At 49.3% G+C, this 19596-nt stretch carries 12 protein-coding genes; 9 read left to right on the top strand and 3 right to left on the bottom strand.

Going from position 1 to position 19596, the window contains the following annotated elements; translation table 11 throughout:
• Positions 1-404 precede the first annotated feature (404 nt).
• The 8 genes from D568_RS0106610 to D568_RS0106575 all read left to right on the top strand — a co-directional run bounded on the left by D568_RS0106610 (position 405) and on the right by D568_RS0106575 (position 15654).
• On the top strand, positions 405-1997 hold the full coding sequence (locus tag D568_RS0106610) for a sugar porter family MFS transporter (protein ID WP_020208801.1): 1593 nt from the start codon (positions 405-407) through the stop codon (positions 1995-1997).
• Positions 1998-2039: 42 nt separating this feature from the next.
• The gene (locus D568_RS0106605) at positions 2040-3188 is read left to right on the top strand and encodes a mandelate racemase/muconate lactonizing enzyme family protein (RefSeq protein WP_157497728.1); all 1149 of its coding nucleotides are present in this window, start codon (positions 2040-2042) and stop codon (positions 3186-3188) included.
• Positions 3189-3196: 8 nt separating this feature from the next.
• A complete protein-coding gene (locus tag D568_RS0106600) occupies positions 3197-4219 on the top strand; it encodes a zinc-dependent alcohol dehydrogenase (protein ID WP_020208799.1) in 1023 nt (340 codons plus the stop codon).
• Complete coding sequence (gene kduD / locus D568_RS0106595) at positions 4219-4983, top strand: 2-dehydro-3-deoxy-D-gluconate 5-dehydrogenase KduD (protein WP_020208798.1); 765 nt, start codon at positions 4219-4221, stop codon at positions 4981-4983. Before D568_RS0106600 ends, kduD begins: the two co-directional genes overlap by 1 nt.
• A gap of 5 nt (positions 4984-4988) precedes the next feature.
• Positions 4989-6431, top strand: a complete 1443-nt coding sequence (gene aldA / locus D568_RS0106590; RefSeq protein ID WP_020208797.1) for an aldehyde dehydrogenase — start codon at positions 4989-4991, stop codon at positions 6429-6431.
• Positions 6432-6530: 99 nt separating this feature from the next.
• Positions 6531-8879 carry a beta-galactosidase gene (locus D568_RS0106585; protein ID WP_020208796.1) on the top strand — a complete coding sequence of 783 codons (2349 nt, stop codon included), beginning with the start codon at positions 6531-6533 and terminating at the stop codon, positions 8877-8879.
• Positions 8880-11219, top strand: a complete 2340-nt coding sequence (locus tag D568_RS0106580; protein WP_020208795.1) for an alkaline phosphatase D family protein — start codon at positions 8880-8882, stop codon at positions 11217-11219.
• A 379-nt stretch (positions 11220-11598) separates the two neighbouring features.
• Complete coding sequence (locus tag D568_RS0106575) at positions 11599-15654, top strand: carbohydrate-binding protein (RefSeq protein WP_245551611.1); 4056 nt, start codon at positions 11599-11601, stop codon at positions 15652-15654.
• Positions 15655-15770: 116 nt separating this feature from the next.
• Here D568_RS0106575 and D568_RS0106570 read toward each other — a convergent pair whose 3' ends face one another.
• The 3 genes from D568_RS0106570 to D568_RS0106560 form a co-directional block, all read right to left on the bottom strand.
• The gene (locus D568_RS0106570; protein WP_020208793.1) at positions 15771-16376 is read right to left on the bottom strand and encodes a GntR family transcriptional regulator; all 606 of its coding nucleotides are present in this window, start codon (positions 16374-16376) and stop codon (positions 15771-15773) included.
• Positions 16377-16603: 227 nt separating this feature from the next.
• Positions 16604-17410 carry an alpha/beta hydrolase gene (locus tag D568_RS0106565; RefSeq protein WP_020208792.1) on the bottom strand — a complete coding sequence of 269 codons (807 nt, stop codon included), beginning with the start codon at positions 17408-17410 and terminating at the stop codon, positions 16604-16606.
• Between the two features lie 10 nt (positions 17411-17420).
• Positions 17421-18536, bottom strand: coding sequence for a Zn-dependent alcohol dehydrogenase (locus D568_RS0106560; RefSeq protein ID WP_020208791.1), 1116 nt, complete (start codon positions 18534-18536; stop codon positions 17421-17423).
• Positions 18537-18675: 139 nt separating this feature from the next.
• Here D568_RS0106560 and D568_RS0106555 point away from each other — a divergent pair, with 139 nt between their 5' ends.
• Positions 18676-19533, top strand: a complete 858-nt coding sequence (locus tag D568_RS0106555; protein WP_020208790.1) for a helix-turn-helix transcriptional regulator — start codon at positions 18676-18678, stop codon at positions 19531-19533.
• Positions 19534-19596 lie beyond the last annotated feature (63 nt).

Genomic DNA, 19596 nt, shown 5'->3' with positions numbered 1-19596 from the left:
GAGCTGGAGCTGGAGCTGGAGCTGGAGCTGGAGCTGGAGCTGCTACCCGTGTCATTTGAATCGGATGAACCTCCACCGCAGGCGGATAACGCCAGACTGCCGGCTAAAGCAGCTGTCAGATAGACCTTTTTATGGATTTGAATAGTCATTAGTACCTCTGAAAATACGGCGCTGAACGCCATGAGTTTATTGTTAGCTTTGGTTTAGGCCCCGAGGGGGGTGTTGAACGAGATCTTTATTGTTTTTTGCTTCGCTAAGTCGTTGACATGAAAACGATTACTTTACGATTCACTAAAGTGTATAGTATATTGTATACAATCGCCAGTTGGCGAAAGTAAGCAATATGTGTCAGCGGTGCCTAGCGCTGACACATCATTGATAATAATTAGGCTTTGGTAATTTCTATGACCTCCTATCAGTTTGCTGCTGTTCGTTACGCCGCTATTGTGGCTTTCGGCGGATTCATCTTTGGCCTGGACGCCGCATTAATTTCTGGCGTTGTACGTGATGTAACAGAGGTCTTTGATCTTTCGGCGTTTCAAGTTGGGCTCGTTGTGGGGTCTCCGGGTTACGGAGTGCTGTTTGCGTTGCTTATGGCGGGTTATTTTGCCGATAAGCTGGGGCGGAAAAAAACACTGCAAATTATTGCTTCTTTATATGTGATATCAGCCGTTACCTCCGCCATTGCGCCAACCTACGAAACATTGGTGGCGGCACGTTTTCTGGGAGGGTTAGCGTTTACCTCGCTCTCTCTTGCCTCTATGTATATTGGTGAAATTGCTCCGCCAAAGGCACGCGGCAAGTTGGTGGCAATGAACCAAATGGCCATTGTTGTTGGATTGTCCGCTGCCTATCTATCCGTTTTTGGTGTGCACTGGTTATCGGAACAAGAGACCGGTTGGGTCAGTAGCCTGAAAATAGATAGCGAAACCTGGCGCTGGATGTTGGGTGTGGAAATAGTGCCGGCATTGTTGTGGGTGCTGTTGTTGTTCAGTATTCCGGAGAGCCCCCGTTGGTTGGTGTTGCGCGGACGCAATGAAGAGGCGAAACAGGTGTTGGCAAAGCTATTGCCGCCTGAGCAGTGTGAGGAAGAGCTGCAGGCTATTTGCGATAGTTCACATCATGGTCATCAGGATCGCACGGTATGGCATCAGCTCCAGGATTTGTTTTCCCCCGCTATACGTAAAGCATTGATCATCGCCGTTGTCATTGCGTTCTTTCAGCAGACTGTTGGTATTAATGCGGTTATGTTTTACGCCCCCATTATTTTTGAGCAAGTGGGGCTGGGTACCAATGCGGCGCTGTTTAACGGTGTTTACATTGGCTTGATCAGTGTTGTGGCCACGGCATTAGCATTGGCACTGATTGACAGACTGGGGCGTCGAATTCTGATCATTGTCGGTTTGGTGGTGGCGGGTGTCAGTTTGCTATCTTGCGCCTGGGCTTTCAGTAACGCGACTTATACATTATCTGCCGAAGCCTTGGCGAGCTTGGCTGAATATTTAGATGTGTCTGGGTTACAGGGGCTACTAGGTGTGACCTTTGACAGTGACTTGAGTTTTAAAGCGGCTTTGGCTGAGCATTTAGGGCCTAAGCTCGCACGGGATAATGAAGCGGTGCTTTTCCAATATGCTGCGACTATGAATTCAACGGTCATCTTATTAGGTGTATTGGCCTTTATAGCGGCATTTCAATTCTCGATTGGTCCAGTCATGTGGGTGCTCTTTTCTGAATTATTTCCCATTCACGTACGCAGTATTGCAATTCCGGCTATGGCCCTGGTGGCCAGTATTGTCAGTGCAATGGTGCAGCAACTCTTTCCTATTCAGCTTGAGGTTATGGGTTCGTCAGGTGTGTTTCTGTCCTATGGCGTAAGTGCGGTGTTGGCGCTGGTCTTGCTGGCTTGGTTGATGCCTGAAACCAAAGGTAAAACGATTGAAGAAATCGAGACAATGTTAGCTTCCAGTAAAGAGCAAATTGTTGACAATAAACAATAGGGGATTTACTCTTAGCGAATGAAAGAAGTTTTGGGTGAAGAAATGACAAATAAAGCTACGGCTGCCAAACAACGCTCGTCTGAAGCGGCGCAATCCATCGCCGAAGTGAAGGTCGAGTATTATCGGGTGCCATTAAAAGAAGTACTCGCGGATGCAAAGCACGGCACACATACACACTTTGAGTTAGTGCTATGTCGAGTGATCTGCGAGGATGGCACAGAAGGCGTCGGTTACACCTATACAGGTGGCACAGGCGGTCGTGCTATCTACTCTCTGTTGGCCGATGAGTTGGCACCAATGTTAAAAGGCCTTGATTCGGCAAAGATACAAGCCATCTGGGAAAAAATTCAGTGGCATTTACATTATGTTGGCAGGGGCGGTTTGGTGAGCTTTGCTCAGTCTGCGGTCGATATCGCCTTGTGGGATATCCGTTGTAAGCGATTGGGTCAGCCATTGTGGAAAGTTGCCGGAGGCCTGAGCAATAAAACCCGTTGCTACGCCGGTGGTATTGATCTTAACTTTACCCAAGAAAAATTATTGGCCAATATTCAGTCGTATCTTGATCGCGGATTCAAATCTGTAAAAATCAAAGTGGGTAAAGATGATTATCGCGAAGATGTAGAACGTGTACGCGCGGTTCGCGACCTGATCGGACCCGATATATCTTTTATGGTCGATGCGAATTATTCGATGACTGTCGAAGGTGCGATCAGATTTTCCAATGCGATTGCTGATCAGGATATCACCTGGTTTGAAGAACCTACGATTCCGGATGATTACCAGGGTTATGCGCGCATTGCTGACGCTACCTCTATTGCATTGGCTATGGGTGAAAATTTACACACGGTTCACGAATTTACCTATGCCATTAACCAAGCCAAGCTGGGTTTTGTTCAGCCTGACGCATCGAATATTGGTGGCATTACAGGTTGGCTGGCGGTAGCCACATTGGCTCAAGCGTATAACTTGCCAGTTTGCAGCCATGGTATGCATGAGCTGCACGTTTCCTTAATGGCCTCCCAACCCAATGCTGGTCAGCTTGAGGTTCACTCTTTTCCGATTGACGAGTACACCAAATATCCTTTAGTTATCGACGAAAACGGCTTGGCTGTTGCGCCTGACGTTCCAGGTACCGGTGTTGTTTTTGATGACTCGTTACTTAATCCATATTTAATTCATTCTGCAAATTGAGGTTTCGTATGCAAGCGGCACGATACACAGGCAACAAAACTTTCGATGTTATCGAAGGCTCGAAAGTAGCACCCAATGCCGGTGAAGTTTGTATCAAAGTTGGTTTCGCCGGTATTTGCGGTACTGACATGCATATCTATCACGGCGTTATGGATAAGCGTGTTTCTATTCCTCAGACCATTGGCCATGAAATGTCCGGTACTGTTGCTGAGGTCGGGGAAGGCGTAACGGATTATAAACCAGGCGATAAAGTAGTGGTTCGCCCGTTGGATTACTGCGGTGAATGTCCTGCATGTGAGGCAGGGCACTCTCATGTATGCCATAACCTAAACTTTATGGGTGTAGATACCACAGGTGCCTTCCAAAGTTACTGGACGGTTAAATCTCGCACGCTGCATAAGCTGCCCGAAAACGTTAGCTTAAAGCAAGGCGCGCTCGTCGAGCCTTTATCCGTGGCCTGTCACGATGTATCCCGCGCCGGCCTTAAAGCAGGTGAAAAAGCAGTGGTGTTGGGCGGTGGCCCTATTGGCCAGTTAATTGCCGCGGTAGCCAAAGGTATTGGCGCCGAGGTTATGGTGTCAGAGGTTAACGCCGATCGCTTAGCCTTCTCTGAAAAGCTAGGTTTTGAAACCGTTGACCCAACCAAACAAGATATTGGTGAGGTGGTTAAAGAGTGGACCAACGGCAAAGGCGCCGATGTGGTTTTTGAGGTAACTGGCGTGCAGCCTGCGGTTGACACCATGACCGAAATCGCTGCAGTTCGCGGCCGCATCTGCATGGTTGCCATTCACTCTGAGAAGCCTCAGGTTAACTTGTTCCAGTTTTTCTGGAAAGAGCTGGAACTCGTTGGCGCTCGTGTTTATGAAGCAAAAGATTTTGACCAGGCCATTGACCTAATCTCTAGCGGAAAAATCACTATCGACAACTTTATCAGTGCGGTCTCGCCTCTGGATAAAATTGGCGATGCCTTTGCCGGTATCGATTTAAACCCAGCGGGCATGAAAACACTGATTGATTGTGGAGCGGAATAATGAACGACTATTTTGATTTAAGCGGTAAAGTCGCTCTGGTTACGGGCTGTAAGCGCGGTATTGGTCGCGCTATGGCCGTTGCTTTGGCCGAAGCGGGCGCCGATGTGATCGGCGTATCTGCCTCGCTGGAATTACAAGGCTCCGAGGTTGCCAAAGAAGTAGAGAAAGTAGGCCGTAAGTTCTCGGCTTACCAGTGCGATTTTTCTAACCGTGACAACCTGAAAAGTTTTATTGAGCAGGTGAAAGCCGATCACCCCCAAATTGATATTTTGGTTAATAACGCCGGTACCATTAAGCGTGCGCCCGCTGCCGAGCACGGCGACGATATCTGGGATGAGGTGATTGAAGTTAACCTGAATTCACAGTTTATTCTGAGCCGTGAAATCGGCAAAACCATGGCAGAGCGCGGTAGTGGTAAAATTATCTTTACCGCCTCACTGCTGACCTTCCAGGGTGGTATCACGGTGCCGGGTTATGCTGCGAGTAAAGGCGCTATCGGCCAGTTAGCTAAAGCCTTAGCAAATGAGTGGGCACCTAAAGGCGTAAACGTAAACGCTATTGCTCCCGGTTATATTGCTACCGACAACACCCAGGCGCTGCGTGACGATAAAGATCGTTCCAAAGCTATTTTGGAGCGTATTCCGCAAGGTCGTTGGGGAACCCCGGACGACTTTAAAGGCCCCACGGTATTCTTGGCCTCGAAAGCGTCTGATTACATGAACGGCAGCGTCGTACTTGTAGACGGCGGCTGGATGGGGCGGTAAACGTTATGATTAAAAATAATCTTAACTTTGTGGGCGGCCAGTATGTGCCGTCCAGCTCTGACGAAACCCTTGACGTGCTTAACCCCACCACGGGTGAGCTGGTGGGGACTATTCCGGCAGGCACCACCGAAGACGCTCAAACAGCGTTAGAGAGCGCTAGCGCCGCGCAAAAACTGTGGGCTAAGCGCACCGCGCGAGAGCGTGCCGGTTTAATGCGCAACTTCGCTCAGGCGATTCGTAATAAAAAACCTCAGCTAGCAGAGTTGTTGGTTACTGAGCAGGGTAAATTGTTGGCGGTCGCCGAAGCCGAAGTTGAAGCCACGGCTACTTTTATCGAATACGCCTGTGATAACGCCTTAACTATCGAGGGCGATATCCTGCCTTCCGATAATCCTGGCGAAAAAATTTATATCCATAAAGTACCACGTGGTGTTGTAGTTGCTATTACCGCTTGGAATTTTCCATTGGCGCTGGCCGGTCGTAAAATTGGTCCGGCGTTGGTTACCGGTAACGCGATTGTGGTTAAACCCACTCAGGAGACACCACTGGCAACATTAGCGTTGGGGGAAATTGCCAATGAAGTAGGTCTTCCTGCCGGTATTTTAAATATCGTTAATGGCGTAGGGCGAGTGGTCGGACAGCGTTTGTGCGAAAGCCCCATTACTCGTCTTATTACTATGACAGGGAGTACGCCTGCGGGGCAGACAATCTATCGTACTAGTGCTGATCATTTAACTCCGGTGATGCTCGAGTTGGGCGGTAAAGCGCCTTTCATAGTTATGGAAGATGCCAATCTTGATTCTGCTGTCGACGCGGCCTTTACCACACGTTTTGCAAATTGCGGTCAAGTTTGTACCTGTGCCGAACGTTTGTATGTACACGAATCTGTGTATGACGAATTTGTCGCTAAATTGCTACCACTGGTAGAAGGTATCAAGGTGGGTAATCCGATGGATCCGGAAACCACTATGGGTCCAAAGGTTAACGCCCGGGAAATTGAAAATATCGATGCTCTGGTTAAAAAGGGGATCGAGCAGGGTGCGAAGCTACTGACTGGTGGCGGTGTGGCAGTTGTTCCCGAGTATCCTAATGGTCATTGGTATCAGCCCACTGTGTTAGGTGATGTTGCACAGGACAACATATTAGTGCACGAAGAGACCTTTGGTCCGATTTTGCCTATTGTTAAGATTAAATCTATCGACGAAGCCATCAGTTATTCTAACGACAGTGAGTACGGTCTCTCTACGTACCTGTTTACCGAGAATATGCGCTATATCCATCAGTACATTGATGAGGTGGAAAGTGGAGAAGTATATGTAAACCGGGGTATCGGCGAGCAGCACCAGGGGTTTCATAACGGTTGGAAGCTCAGCGGCGCCGGTGGTGAAGACGGTAAATACGGTCTCGAGCAATACTTGGAAAAGAAAACTGTGTATTTGCAAGAGTAGATACTTACCGATGCTTCTGTAGTTAGATCAAAAGTTAAGCCAAAGGACTGCACGGTTCTTTGGCTTTTTTATAGAGAAACAAAATTATAAGAGTGGAATATGAACCTGTTAAACGCATTCAAACCGTCACTTTTGCTTATCGCCATTTCAGCACTCTCGGCTTGTAACAGCTCTAGCGACGAGAGCAGTAAAGCTGAGAATGTAAATTCCGAATCAAACTCTTTGCCTACGTTATACGACTTTGAAAATCCGCTGGATGGCAGTTTTCAGCCCGCTGCCATAGAAGCAACGCGAGTCGATAATAACGGCGGCCATGCTCTCAAAGTTGATTTTAAGTCGGAGAAAAACGGCTATGCGGGGTTTACTTTCAAACCCGATCAGCCTTGGGATTGGAGTGAGTTTGAAAGCTTCAGCTTGAGCATGGATATGGCGAATGATGGCGATCAATCCACCCAAGTATATTTAAATATAAAAGATGGGAAAGGTAATGTGGCAACCCGTAGTGTGGTAGTGCCCCGAGGTGGCTTTAAAACCTATTACGCGAAGTTAGCCGGCCACGATATTGAAGCGGCTGGTGACGACGATGCCACTGAGCTTAATTTCTCTTCTGGTTTGCGCTCAAATCCGCCTACCTGGAGCGGTGAAGATACCCACTTTATCTGGATGTGGGGCGTTAAGAGTTTGGATGTGTCCCAGATTACCGAGATCTCGTTAAGTGTGCAGGGCGCGGTTAGCAACAAAACTATTAGTATCGACAATGTTCGGCTAACGCCTAACCCTGAAATGGACGAAGAGTTTTTGGTGGGTATCGTCGACGAGTTTGGCCAAAACGCCAAGTACGACTACGCTGATAAAATTGATAGCCTGGAAGAACTGCATCAAGTGCGCGACGCCGAGTTGGCCGAATTAGACGGCCAAGCCATGGCCGATCGTTCTAAATTTAGCGGCTGGAAGAACGGTCCAAAGCTTGAAGCTACCGGTTACTTTCGCACCGAAAAGGTTGATGGTAAATGGGCGTTGGTAGACCCAGAGGGCTACCTCTACTTTGCCACCGGCTTAGATATTATTCGCCTTTCTAACTCTACGACCATGACCGGTTATGATTATGATCAAGATAAGATCGATCAGCGAGATGAAAATGATCTGACTCCAGAAGACTCCATCGGTATGCTTAAAGTCAGCGATGAAGCCAAGAAAACCCGTTTTGTGGCCTCCAAAACTCGTGCCGATATGTTTACTTGGCTGCCCGAAATGGACGACGAGCTCGCAAACCATTACAGCTACCGTCGTGCGGCTCACTCCGGTCCACTTGAGCACGGTGAAACCTTTAGCTTTTATCAGGCCAACCTCGAGCGCAAATACGGCGAAGATACACCCAATAGCTTTTTAGATAAGTGGGAAGATGTAACTCTAAAGCGTATGCTCAACTGGGGCTTTACTTCTTTAGGTAACTGGACCGATCCGCGCTTTTACAGTAACGAACAGATTCCATTTTTTGCCAATGGTTGGATCATTGGTGATTTTAAAAAGGTCTCTAGTGGGAACGACTTCTGGGGCCCGCTGCCCGATGTGTTCGACCCTAAGTTTGCCGAGCGTGCTAACGTAACTGCTAAGCAAGTGGCCGCCGAGGTGCAAAATACTCCTTGGTGTGTGGGTGTGTTTATCGACAATGAAATGAGCTTTGGCCGCCCGGAATCGGACCAGCTGCGCTATGGCATTGTCATTAACACCTTGGGCCGCGACGCATCAAGCGTGCCCACCAAAGCGCAGTTTAGCCAGCTGATGAAAGCAAAATATGAAAGCATTGAGGCTTTTAACCAAGCGTGGAATCTACAGCTTGCCGACTGGGCAGAGTTTGACAATGGCTTTACGCCTGGCGAGATTACCGAAGCCCAACGTGTGGATTACGGCGATATGCTGGAGCATTACGCTACTCAGTATTACCGCGTGGTACACGATGCGGTGCAAGAGCATTTGCCCAACCACCTTTATCTCGGTTCACGTCTGCCCGATTGGGGTATGCCCATTGAGGTGGTACGCGCTGCAGCTAAGTACGCGGATGTGGTTAGCTACAATGTTTACAAAGAAGGACTGAACAAAAAGAAATGGGAATTTTTGGCCGAGATCGACAAGCCCAGCATTATTGGTGAGTTCCACATGGGCGCAATGGATCGCGGCTTGTATCACCCGGGCTTGATTCACGCCGAAGATCAGGATGACCGGGCGCAAATGTACTTGCGTTACATGGATACCGTCATCGAGAATCCATACTTTGTCGGGGCGCATTGGTTTCAGTATATGGATTCACCGCTTACGGGCCGGGCCCACGACGGTGAGAACTACAATGTCGGTTTCGTCGACGTGACAGATACTCCCTATCCAGAAATGGTAGAGGCAGCGAAAGAGCTTGGCCGCGATCTTTACGACGAACGCTACGGAGACGAATAAATGCAACGCCGACAATTTATCAAGTTGACGGCGTCAGCCGGGCTAGGTGCGAGCATCGCACCTAGCCTTGCTGCTCTCGCCGCTGCCGAACGACCCTCAGCGGTGGCTATGCCCACTGATTTCTTAACCATCGAAAATAATCATCAAACGTGGCTTGGTCGCGACTTTTGGGCTAACCGCTTGCAGGACTGGCAGGCGAATAACGGCCGCATCGAGTGTGTGCAAAGCGATGAGAGTTACGAGGTTCGCACGGTATCGCTGTTAACCCGCGAGCTAACCGACGCCCACAAACCGGCTCGTATTCGCGTAACGGTAGGTGCCTTACACCCGGGTAAAGCGGGCTTTTGTGGCCTGTTGCTGGGCGTGGGTGCCGGTCAGCTGGATTACCGTGCCAGTGCCTTGGCGCAGCGCTTTTCTGGTGTAGGCGGCGGCTTTATGGCCACGCTTAACAGCCAGGGCGAGCTGGGATTTCAGGATTTTTCCGAGGCTAAGAACACTCTGGTGTTTGAGTCGCTGACCCGCCCCGGGGCGTCACCGATTGGTGAGCTAGGGGATCGGGCTGTGGTGCTTGACTGTCATATTGACCCAGTTGCTGACGACCGTTTTGATATACGTCTGATTGCGTTGGATGCAAAGACCGAACGCGAAATAGGTTTTGCCGTGCGCACTGACGTGGCACCTGACGAGTTAATGGGCGGGATTATGCTGGTGTCATCGACACCGGCCAAACAGCCGGGTACGGGCTGGTGGTTTAAAGACATTGCCACTGCCGGAGATAAAATTCTCGCCGAGCCTAGTCGTGCTGAAGGCCCGGTGTTGGGTTGTTTGTATAGCCTAAACCAGCGCGTTATGAAATTAACCGCGCAGTTTTTTCCGCTCAATACTGATGCGCACCCCAACGCCCAGCTGCAACTTAAAAGTGCCTCGGGCGAGTGGCAAACACGGGCTGTTGCGGCGATTGAAGATGGATTTGTGGCGCGTTTTCGGGCCGATGATTGGGATGCTTCGCAGGCCGTGGACTATCGGATTGTCATCCCGGATGCTACACAGTACCCAGCGTTTACCGGGCAGTTTAGACAAGATAAAGCCAGCCCCGACGAACTAAAAGTGGGGTTGTACTCTTGTATTATTCCGACGGCCAAATCACTTGATGAAGGTCATTATAAAAAGCTGATTCCCGAAGAGCGCGAATTGGGCCGCTACACCCCGGACAATATTTTCTTTCCTCACAATGAGCTGGTTAGCAATAGTGCGACGCACGACCCCGATCTATGCTTGTTTGTTGGCGATCAGTACTACGAGACCTACCCGACGCGCTACGGCCGTGATACGCCCCAAGCAAAGTTAGATACCTTATACCGTTGGTATTTGTGGCTATGGACGTTTCGCGATATGGCCCGTAGTCGCCCCTCTATCGTGTTGGTGGACGATCACGATGTGCTGCAGGGTAACCTGTGGGGGCAGGCCGGTGTATCCGGTGGCCCCAAAGAAGAAGACGGTGGCTTTAAATGGGATTTAGATTTAGTGCGAATGGTGTATCGGGTGCAGTGCAGCCATAACCCTGACGCCTATGACCCTACCCCCATTAACGGTTGTATCCCTGTGTACTATGGCTCGTTTGTCTACGGAGGGGTGAACTTTGCGTTTGTCGAAGATCGCAAATTTAAAACCGCGCCCGATTACGATCCCGACCCCGAAACCACCAGGGGTGTGCTTTTGGGTGCACGTCAGGAACAGTTTTTAGAGAACTGGGCTAACTCGCGCCCAGGTATGCCCAAGGCGATTATTACCGCATCTATGTGGGGCTCACCGCAAACGGACGAGAAAGGCGAGCCATTGCTGGATTATGACGCCAATGGTTATCCACCCGACGGCCGCCGGCGCGCTATCGCTTTGGCGAAAAAAGCGCAGGCGGTAGTGCTATCGGGCGATCAGCACTTGGGCATGCTGGCCGAGCAGTGTCTCGACTCGTTTGACGACGGGGTGTTGTTCTTTTCCGGGCCTGCCTCGGCAGCTTTTTGGCAGCGTTGGTTTGAGCCGGCTAAAGCGCTCGACAATCAGCGCAATAATGATCCGAATACCGGTAATTTTGTCGATACCTTTGGCAATAAAATGCGAGTTCTGGCGGTTGCCAATCCTAAAATTAGCCACGCTGACTTTCAGGACGATAACACTACCTGGGGCAAATTTTTGGCAGACCGGCAATTAAAAAGTGAAGGATATGGCTTGGTGCGATTTAGGCCCGGCAAAGGCGAAGTTACATTTGAATGCTGGCCCTGGGATGCGGACCCGTCACGCGATCCACAATTTTCCGGCTGGCCGTACCGATACAAGTATTAAGGGTTCGACAGCCTGCTAATGTTTGTGAAAGGGGCTTCGGCCCCTTTTTTGTGTCCGCCGTTTGTCGCTTTACTCTTCCATGTGCCCTTAAATTGTGAGCTGCTTGGCTTTTTTGGCTGTTTTTTAGCCACCAAGCTTTACATAAATTATCGTTGACAGTAGATTGTATACAAAATAAACAGAAGCAGTACATTTCTTACTGTCAGTGAAATTTTCAAACACGGGCGATAGAGCGCAGGACGCGTAGGAGCGCGCTTGTGCCAGATGTCCTCTCCCTAGGCTGCCATTTCCGTGCAGCCGCTCCGCTTACAAATACCGCCATTGGACTGGGCAGGTTTGTCGGCACACCTAGATAATAAAACAATTGGAGGTTATTTCTGTGAGAGTCAAACGTTTTTCCCGATTAGCACTGGCCTGCGCAGTTTCGTCTGTGGTGGCTGGCGCAATGGCGTCGCATGCGCTTGCGCAAACGGTGCAGATTCAAGCCGAAAACTTTACCGCCCTTGGTGGTAGTTATGCCGATGGTCAGCCTCAAGCCGTAAGTACTTACACGGTTAATGGGGTACAGGCTATTAACTACGTTAACCGTGGCGATTATGTCGAGTACGAAGTGAATATTGCCAATGCCGGTATTTACACCGTGCAGTATTTAATTGGTACCGCAGTGCCCAGCGGCGCCGAGGTGGAGTTGTCGGTTAAAAGCGGCAACACCTGGCAAAGCCAGGGCACAACCACGGTACCCACCGGTGGCTGGGATAACTTTCAGCCATTGGACGGTACTCACGAAGTCACACTGCCGGCCGGCAATGTCAGCATTCGATTAACCGGCAGCGGCGCCAACGATTGGCAGTGGAACCTGGATGAGTTTTCGCTGACCTTAACCCAATCTGAAACTGAGCCTGAAGCTCCCTCGGACATCAGCCAGGAGGCGGAAGACTATCACGCGGTAAGTGGCACCTTTGCCGACGGCCAGGCAACACCGGTTAGTACCTATTCGGTGAATGGCAGCACCGCGTTAAATTATATTAACCGCGGCGATGCGATCGAGTATCAAATCTCAGTGTCGCGTGCTGGTATTTATGACTTGACCTACTTTATTGGTACCGCTATTACCTCGGGTGCACAGGTTGAGTTTCAGGTTAAGCAAAACGGTAATTGGGTTTCCCAGGGCGCTGAAAGTGTCACCGCTAACGGTTGGGACAACTTCCAGGCACAGGTTGCGGGGCATACCGTTCAGTTACCTGCCGGTGTAGTTGAGGTGCGTTTGCTGGCCTCGGGCAGCAATGATTGGCAGTGGAACATTGATAAATTCGATTTGGCTTTTGTCAGTGACAGTGGTGCTAGCTCTAGCAGCTCTAGCTCGTCGGTCAGCAGCTCCAGCAGTTCTGTAAGTAGCTCGAGCAGTTCTGTAAGCAGCTCCAGCTCTGTGAGTAGCGCCAGTAGCTCCAGTTCATCGGTTAGCTCTGGAAGCTCGAGCTCGCAAGTGCCTGGTGGCGTCGTTACCGTATCGGGTGATTTTTCCCTTGAGGCTGAAAGTTTTAACTCGGTGGGGGGCGAGGTAGAAATTTACAGCGTTAACGGCGGCCATGCGGTTAACTATTTTAACACCGGTGACTACCTCGAGTTTGATATTGATAACGCTCAGGGCGGTTTGTACGAAGCGGTTTACCGTGTGGGCACCGGCAATGCCAGTGGCACTGCGGTGGGCCTAATGCTGACCGATCACCAAGGGAATTTGGTACTTAAAAATACCACTGATGTCGTTAGTCAGGGGGGCTGGGATACCTTTTATGACTTAACCTCCAGCACGCGTTTTAATATATACCCCGGTATTAGCAAAATTCGTATTACCGGCGCCGGTAGCCAAGATTTTCAGTTTAATATCGACAATATTGTCTTTAAATATTTGGGACCGGTCGATAATAGCTTGGATGGTGACAGCGACGGTGTTGCCGATATCAATGATACTTGCCCCAGTACACCGAGTGGTGAAACGGCTAACGGCGAAGGGTGTTCTCCCTCGCAGCTGGATACCGATGTTGACGGTATTAATGATGCAGAAGATCAATGCCCCAATAGTGCAATAGACGCTTTTGTAAACTCCGTCGGTTGTGCTACCAGCGGCGGCGATGACGATGATTTTGATGGTGTTTTTAACTGGGACGACCAGTGCCCCAACACCTTCCGCATGAATGTAGGCCCCGATGGCTGTCTTGCCTCGGGCCGCGATAGCGATGGCGACGGTGTGGTTAACAGTGTTGATGTTTGTCCTGCTACCCCAGGCAGTGAGTTTGCCAACGGGCAGGGTTGTTCATCCTCGCAAGTGAGCACGGTGGAGTCGGTAGACGTTCACGTGAATGCTAATATTGAGCATATTGTAAATGGTGTTTCGGATTTTGGCCGCGACCGTCATATGACGGTTCATAGCACCGTATTTGAGCAGGATTGGGAAGGTCATGCCGATAAGCTGAATTACCTTTTGAACGAACTCGATGTATATATGGGGCGTGACAACGGCTCGGCTACCTGGAAGTTTCAGGATACCCAGGAAGATCCCAACCGCCCCAACATGGCCGACTTGGAGTGGATGGAAGGTCGCGGCGCGGAGCTACGTCAAGCCTATGAAGACAATCCGTTCTATTCGCGTTTTCCAGAATCCAAAACACAGATGATCGCTGGTACAAACCCACATCCTGTATACCCCACCTTGAGCTGGTACGACAATGGTAAGACATGGGCTGGTTGGCAGCCGATGAATATCGAGACATCTGCCGAGTGGGTGGGTAAATACCTGGAAAGCTATTTTGCCAATAGCGGCAATGGCAACGTGGGTGAGCCTACGCCAACCTACTGGGAGGTGATTAACGAGCCGGATATGAAAATGAAAACCGGTGCATTTATGGTGACCAACCAGGAGCAAATTTGGGAATATCACAATCTGGTGGCGCAAGAAATTCGCTCGCGCTTGGGTAGCGAGGCGCCGCTGATAGGGGGCATGACCTGGGGGCAGCACGATTTCTATCGTCGCGATGGTATCTCACGCTATGCCGATGATTCTTACGATCAGTGGATCGTAGCGGATGACCCGGCAGTAGAGGCTGAGTCGGAAGCGTTTTTCCAAAGCCGTATGGCGACTACCGTGGATGATACACGCGCGCTGGATTGGTATCAGTGGGACGTGATGTGGAAAGGCTTTATGGACGCCGCCGGCGACAACATGGACTTTTACGCTGTACACATTTACGACTGGCCCTCGGTTAACGAAGGCGGCAAAGGTACTTTGCGTCGTGGCGGCCATGTGCAGGGCATGCTGGATATGATGGAGTGGTATGACGTGCACGAAAACGGCATGAACAACCGCAAGCCTATCGTGTTATCCGAATACGGCGCTGTGCAAGGGGGCTGGGATAACCTGCCGCACAAACCGCGATACGAATCTGAAGTGCTGAAATCCTTTAATGGCATGTTAATGCAGTTTTTGGAGCGCCCAGATTACGTTATTAAATCTATGCCCTTTACGCCAGCCAAGCCGTTATGGGGCTATGTTGGTGCGCAAGATGGTTACACCACCTTGGGCGTTTGTGGTTACAAAGAGGTGCCTGATTGCAACGTACGTTATCACTACGCTATGTTGATCGAAGAGAACCTCAACCAAGGCGATTGGACCTGGTCGGACTACATTCGTTTTTACGAGCTGTGGGACGACGTTGATGGCACCCGTGTGGATACCCGATCATCCGATGCGGATGTACAAATCGAATCTTACGTAGATGGTGATGAAGTCTTCGTTATTCTGAACAACCTGGAAGACGAGTCCACTACCGTAAATCTTAACTTACACGGGCTGTCGCTTGGTAATGTGTCCAAGGTTGAAATGCGTGATATGCACTTTGATGCCAATCACAAAACTCAGCTGGATCGTCGCTTTATGGACGAGGCTCCAAGCACGGTAACGCTCGCACCAGACGGCACCATCGTCTTGCGCTACACCATGAATAACAATGTAGCGGTTAACGAGCAAGTGCAAGAGAAGAAGTACTTTGGCAACAGTGTCAGCGGTGGTAGTGAGCCGCATCGTGTGTCAATTGCTGGTGGTGACATTCCGGTATCGATTAACAATGTGCAGGTGCCTTCTGGCCCGGCCGAGGCTATGCTGCGCCTGACCGTTGCTATGTACATGAGCGAAGACGATGTGCCAAACGGCAACCTCACCATTAATACACTGACCATCAATGGGGTAGAGGTGGATACGCCGATTGACTGGCGCGGACCGGCTGATTACCAAGCTGATCGTTACTTCGCCACACTAGAGATCCCGGTGCCGGTCGAAGTGCTGCAAAGTAACAATGACATCAAAGTAGACTTCCGTCATAACGGTGAATTAACGGTAGCTAACCTTGTTGTTTGGGATTTTACCACCAGTCCAGGTCGATAAGCGTAATTGGCCTGATCTTGTGCACGGAGCAATGCTCCGTGCTTTTTTTGCTGGTTTGAGAAGAGGGGAAGTTTTAGGAAATACGAGAGACAAAAAAGCGGCCGATTGGCCGCTTTTTATTTTATATTAGCTAAAAGACATTTCTTCGCTTTGGCTAAGCTTTTGGCTTTTAGCGCATCCGCGATTGCCTTGTGCTCTGCTACGCAATCTTTAGGAGACGAAAGGCGCTTATAATTCATGCGCATGCGCAACACAATCGGGTACCAAAGATTAACTAACTCTTGGCCGCCGCCCTTGAATACTAAAAAACGGTGAAAGTCTATATCGGCTTTAGTCACTTCGGTAAAGTCTTCTTTTGAGAAGGCTTCTTGAATACGCTCCAGAATTCCATCGAGGTAATCAAAATCTTCTTCCGTGAGCGTATTTTTGATATTGGAGAGGGCATGAATTTCAATTTTTCGACGGATATCAATCATCAACTCCTGCATATTAGAGTTGAGGGTGCTGTTGACTGACACACCGCAGTTGCTTTTAGAGACCAATAAACCTTCTTTGGTTAGTTGCAACAATACTTCTCGGATAGGACCACGCGAGACACCGAAGCGTTCAGACAGCGATTGCTCGCTTAAGCGTTCGTTTGGTTCTAAGCTGCCAGAGATGATGTCAGACCGTAGCTGATCGGCGATTTGATCTTTAACGGAGATAATTTTATTGCCGAACATAATTGTTGGTTTCTCTAATACATAAAATTCAATTGACAGTGTAAGAGTAGGCGTTTAGTTGTAGATTGTCAATTGTTTACACTGTTTTGGTAATACCAGTTGGTCTGGGCCTTAAGTGTCATATTGTCATTGAAAATGGTTAATGCAGCAAGCGTAAGCTTAAAAGAGGGGGGGGGAGGAGAAATGATATCCTTAACATGGCGGGTCTAGCTAACCCGCCAATAGGTTTACGACTTTTGCTGAAGGTGATGGAAAAAGCGAAAAGTGGCAGCTACTTGTCGATTCCAATAACTCCATTCGTGACCACCTGCAGGCGTTTCGCTTAGGTATTTTACCTTTTGTTCGTCCAACTTCTGCATAAACTCAATATTACTGGAATACAGTAAATCCTCGGTGCCGCAGTCCAGCCTAAGGGGGGGGAAGTCCGCCTGGTTTTTGCTAATCCAATACATCAGGTTGGTTTCCTGAGGGTTTTCGCACTGATAAATGGATAAGTCTTCTTTGATAAAGTGCTTGAAATCCTCCAGTTTGGTTATAGAGGAATGCGCTGATATTCCTTTCACTTGTGAGGCGTATTTAGCACCCAAGCGAAGGGCTCCATACCCCCCCATGGAGAGTCCTGATAGAAAAACGGGGGAATTTTCGCTGACGCAATCTACGGTTCTGATCACCGCTTCCAATACGTCTTGCATGATCCAAGCTTCAAAATTGCGGCCTTCCTTCAAGGGTAAATAACCGCTTCCTGCGTAGTAGCTACCGTCTTCGGGCATGACCAATAGCATCTCATCAATAGCATTGTTTTGTCGCAACGAGTCATAGACGGTGTGAGCTCCACCTAAGTTCGTCCACACCCAATGGTTTCCGTAGACTCCGTGTAATAAGACAACAATTGGTAAGTCTTTACGTCTACTGGCGGTGTTATAGCAACTGATATTACCGCGGCCTTTTAAGGCCGAAGAGTGCACAGTAATGTATTTAAGACCGGCTGGTAGGTAACCGTCGGCGTTAGAGGCTTCTATCTGCTGGATGCTCACGGTTTATTCCTTACAGTTCTGGGTCGATGATGATCACGCCTTTTGCAAGCTTGCCGGCGAGCATATCGGCAAAACCTTCGGCGACTGTTTCTAACGTATAGGTTTTAGTAATCAGCTCATCCAGTTTGATCTTCCCTGAACCATAAAGGTCGTAAAGTCTGGGGAAGTCACGGCTGGGGTTGCACTGACCGTATAACGGGTTGATGTAAATCTTGTCCCACTCAAACAGCTCGCAGTCAAAATCGATGCGTTGTTCGATACCGCTGGCCTGTACAGCGGTGCCAGCACTGCGAATCAGTTTGAGAGGTGCAGAGCCAAGGGCTGGAACAGCCGTGCATTCAAAAGCGTAGTCTGCTCCTCGATCATTGTTTAACATCCTGACGTCCTTAGCGACTTGATCAAAGTCCTTATCGTTCGTTTTCGCCAGTATGGTATGAGTTGCGCCAAATTCCTTTGCTTGTTCAAGCCGAGCTTCGCTGATATCAATAGCGATCACTTTAGCCGCTCCCGATAGCGCCGCCCCTTGGATGACATTCAAACCGACACCACCGCAACCGATAACACAAGCGGTTGAGCCGGCTTGCACTTTGGCTGCGTTGACGGCTGAGCCCCAGCCGGTCATCACTCCGCAAGCGAGAATTGCCCCCACACCAAAAGGGACATGATCGTCGAGTTTAGTGACCGCTTCTTCGCGCACAACGGTGTATTCAGCCATGGTCCCTAAATGAAAAGAGCGCTCTATGGGGCTTCCATCAAGCTGGCTGGCTTCCCCGTGGGCGTGGCCACATAAGGTGTTAGAGCAAACAGGTGAGTGGTTTTCACAAATATGAGGGTTGCCTTCAAGACATTGGAAGCAATGGCCACAGGGAATAGCCCAGTTAAGAAGAACTCGGTCGCCGATTTGAAAGCTTTTAACCTCGCAGCCTATGGCATCTACTACACCAGCCCCTTCATGGCCCATGACAAAGGTTTTATCCCAGTTTTGTACCGAGTCCCAGTCTGTGTGGCAAATCCCGGCGGCTTTTAGCTTGATGCGTACCTCACGCGGACCGGGTTTGCCCACGGTAATAGTGCGCAGTTCAAACTGGCCGCGGCCATTGGAAACAAGTGCTTTTGACTGTGGCATGGCTCTCCCCAAATTATCAGAAATTTGAGGTATTTGACCATTGTGACAAGGGGTTTACTATAAGATATAGTCCAAAAATATCAGATATATGATGTCTGAATAAGTGAGTCATTTACCTTCGGCTGCTGGTAAAGAATAAATGAAAAAGAGCAACATATATTGCGAACCGTTCTGTATTCGCCAAGGGCAAAACTTTGAGATTCATCATGTGGTGTACAACCACGGCGACCCTTATTCGTGTTTTATGCACTTTCACGAAGTACATGAGCTGATTGTCTTTGAAGAAATTGAGGGCAGTTTTTTCTTTAACCAGGGGCAATCGCAGCTGCATGACTTTGATTTGGTGTTTACACCCGCGCTAGAGACTCATGATTTTGAGCTTACAGAGAGACCGAAAAGTTGGTACATCGTCCAATTTTTACCTTCAGTGCTCGAAGATAGTCACCTGGCGGGCGCCGCTGATTTTTTTCGTTACGGAATGCATCTTAGGCTTACCGATCAAGCGCGAGCACAGATTGCACAAATTACAGCTTGGTTGTTAGATGCTTATCAGCGTGATCCATTCAGTGAAAAGTCTCAGTTATTATTGGGTTTATTGTTAAGTTGTGTGGTGGAAGGGGCCGAACCCGTACAATCCCCCCACACCCAGCCGCTACAGCGTGCTGCGGGCTTTGAACGATTAACTCCCGTCATTAATTTATTTCGTCACAAGCGCTATGTAGAACTATCGTTGAACGAGGCGGCTGAACTTTGCCATTTGTCACCGTCGTATTTCTCACGATTGTTCAAAAGCGTTTTTAGATACAGTTACAGTGAGTACAGCATCCGCCACAGACTCTACAGTGCCGCCCGATTGCTAGCCCAAAGCGAGCAGAATATTACCGATATTGCCTATGAGCTGGGATTTTCCAGTCCGTCACACTTTATCTCACTTTTTAAAAAACAGTTCGGGGTGACGCCTAAAAAATACCACGATCAAATAGTAGTTAAGGCCTGATAAACGCTCTTTAATAAGGTTGTGCTTGGGGGCGAAGCGTAAAGCAATGCGGATTGCATAAAA

This window comes from Gilvimarinus chinensis DSM 19667, from assembly GCF_000377745.1.
Classification (GTDB): Bacteria; Pseudomonadota; Gammaproteobacteria; order Pseudomonadales; family Cellvibrionaceae; genus Gilvimarinus; species Gilvimarinus chinensis.
This window is presented reverse-complemented; position numbering and strand designations above follow the sequence as displayed.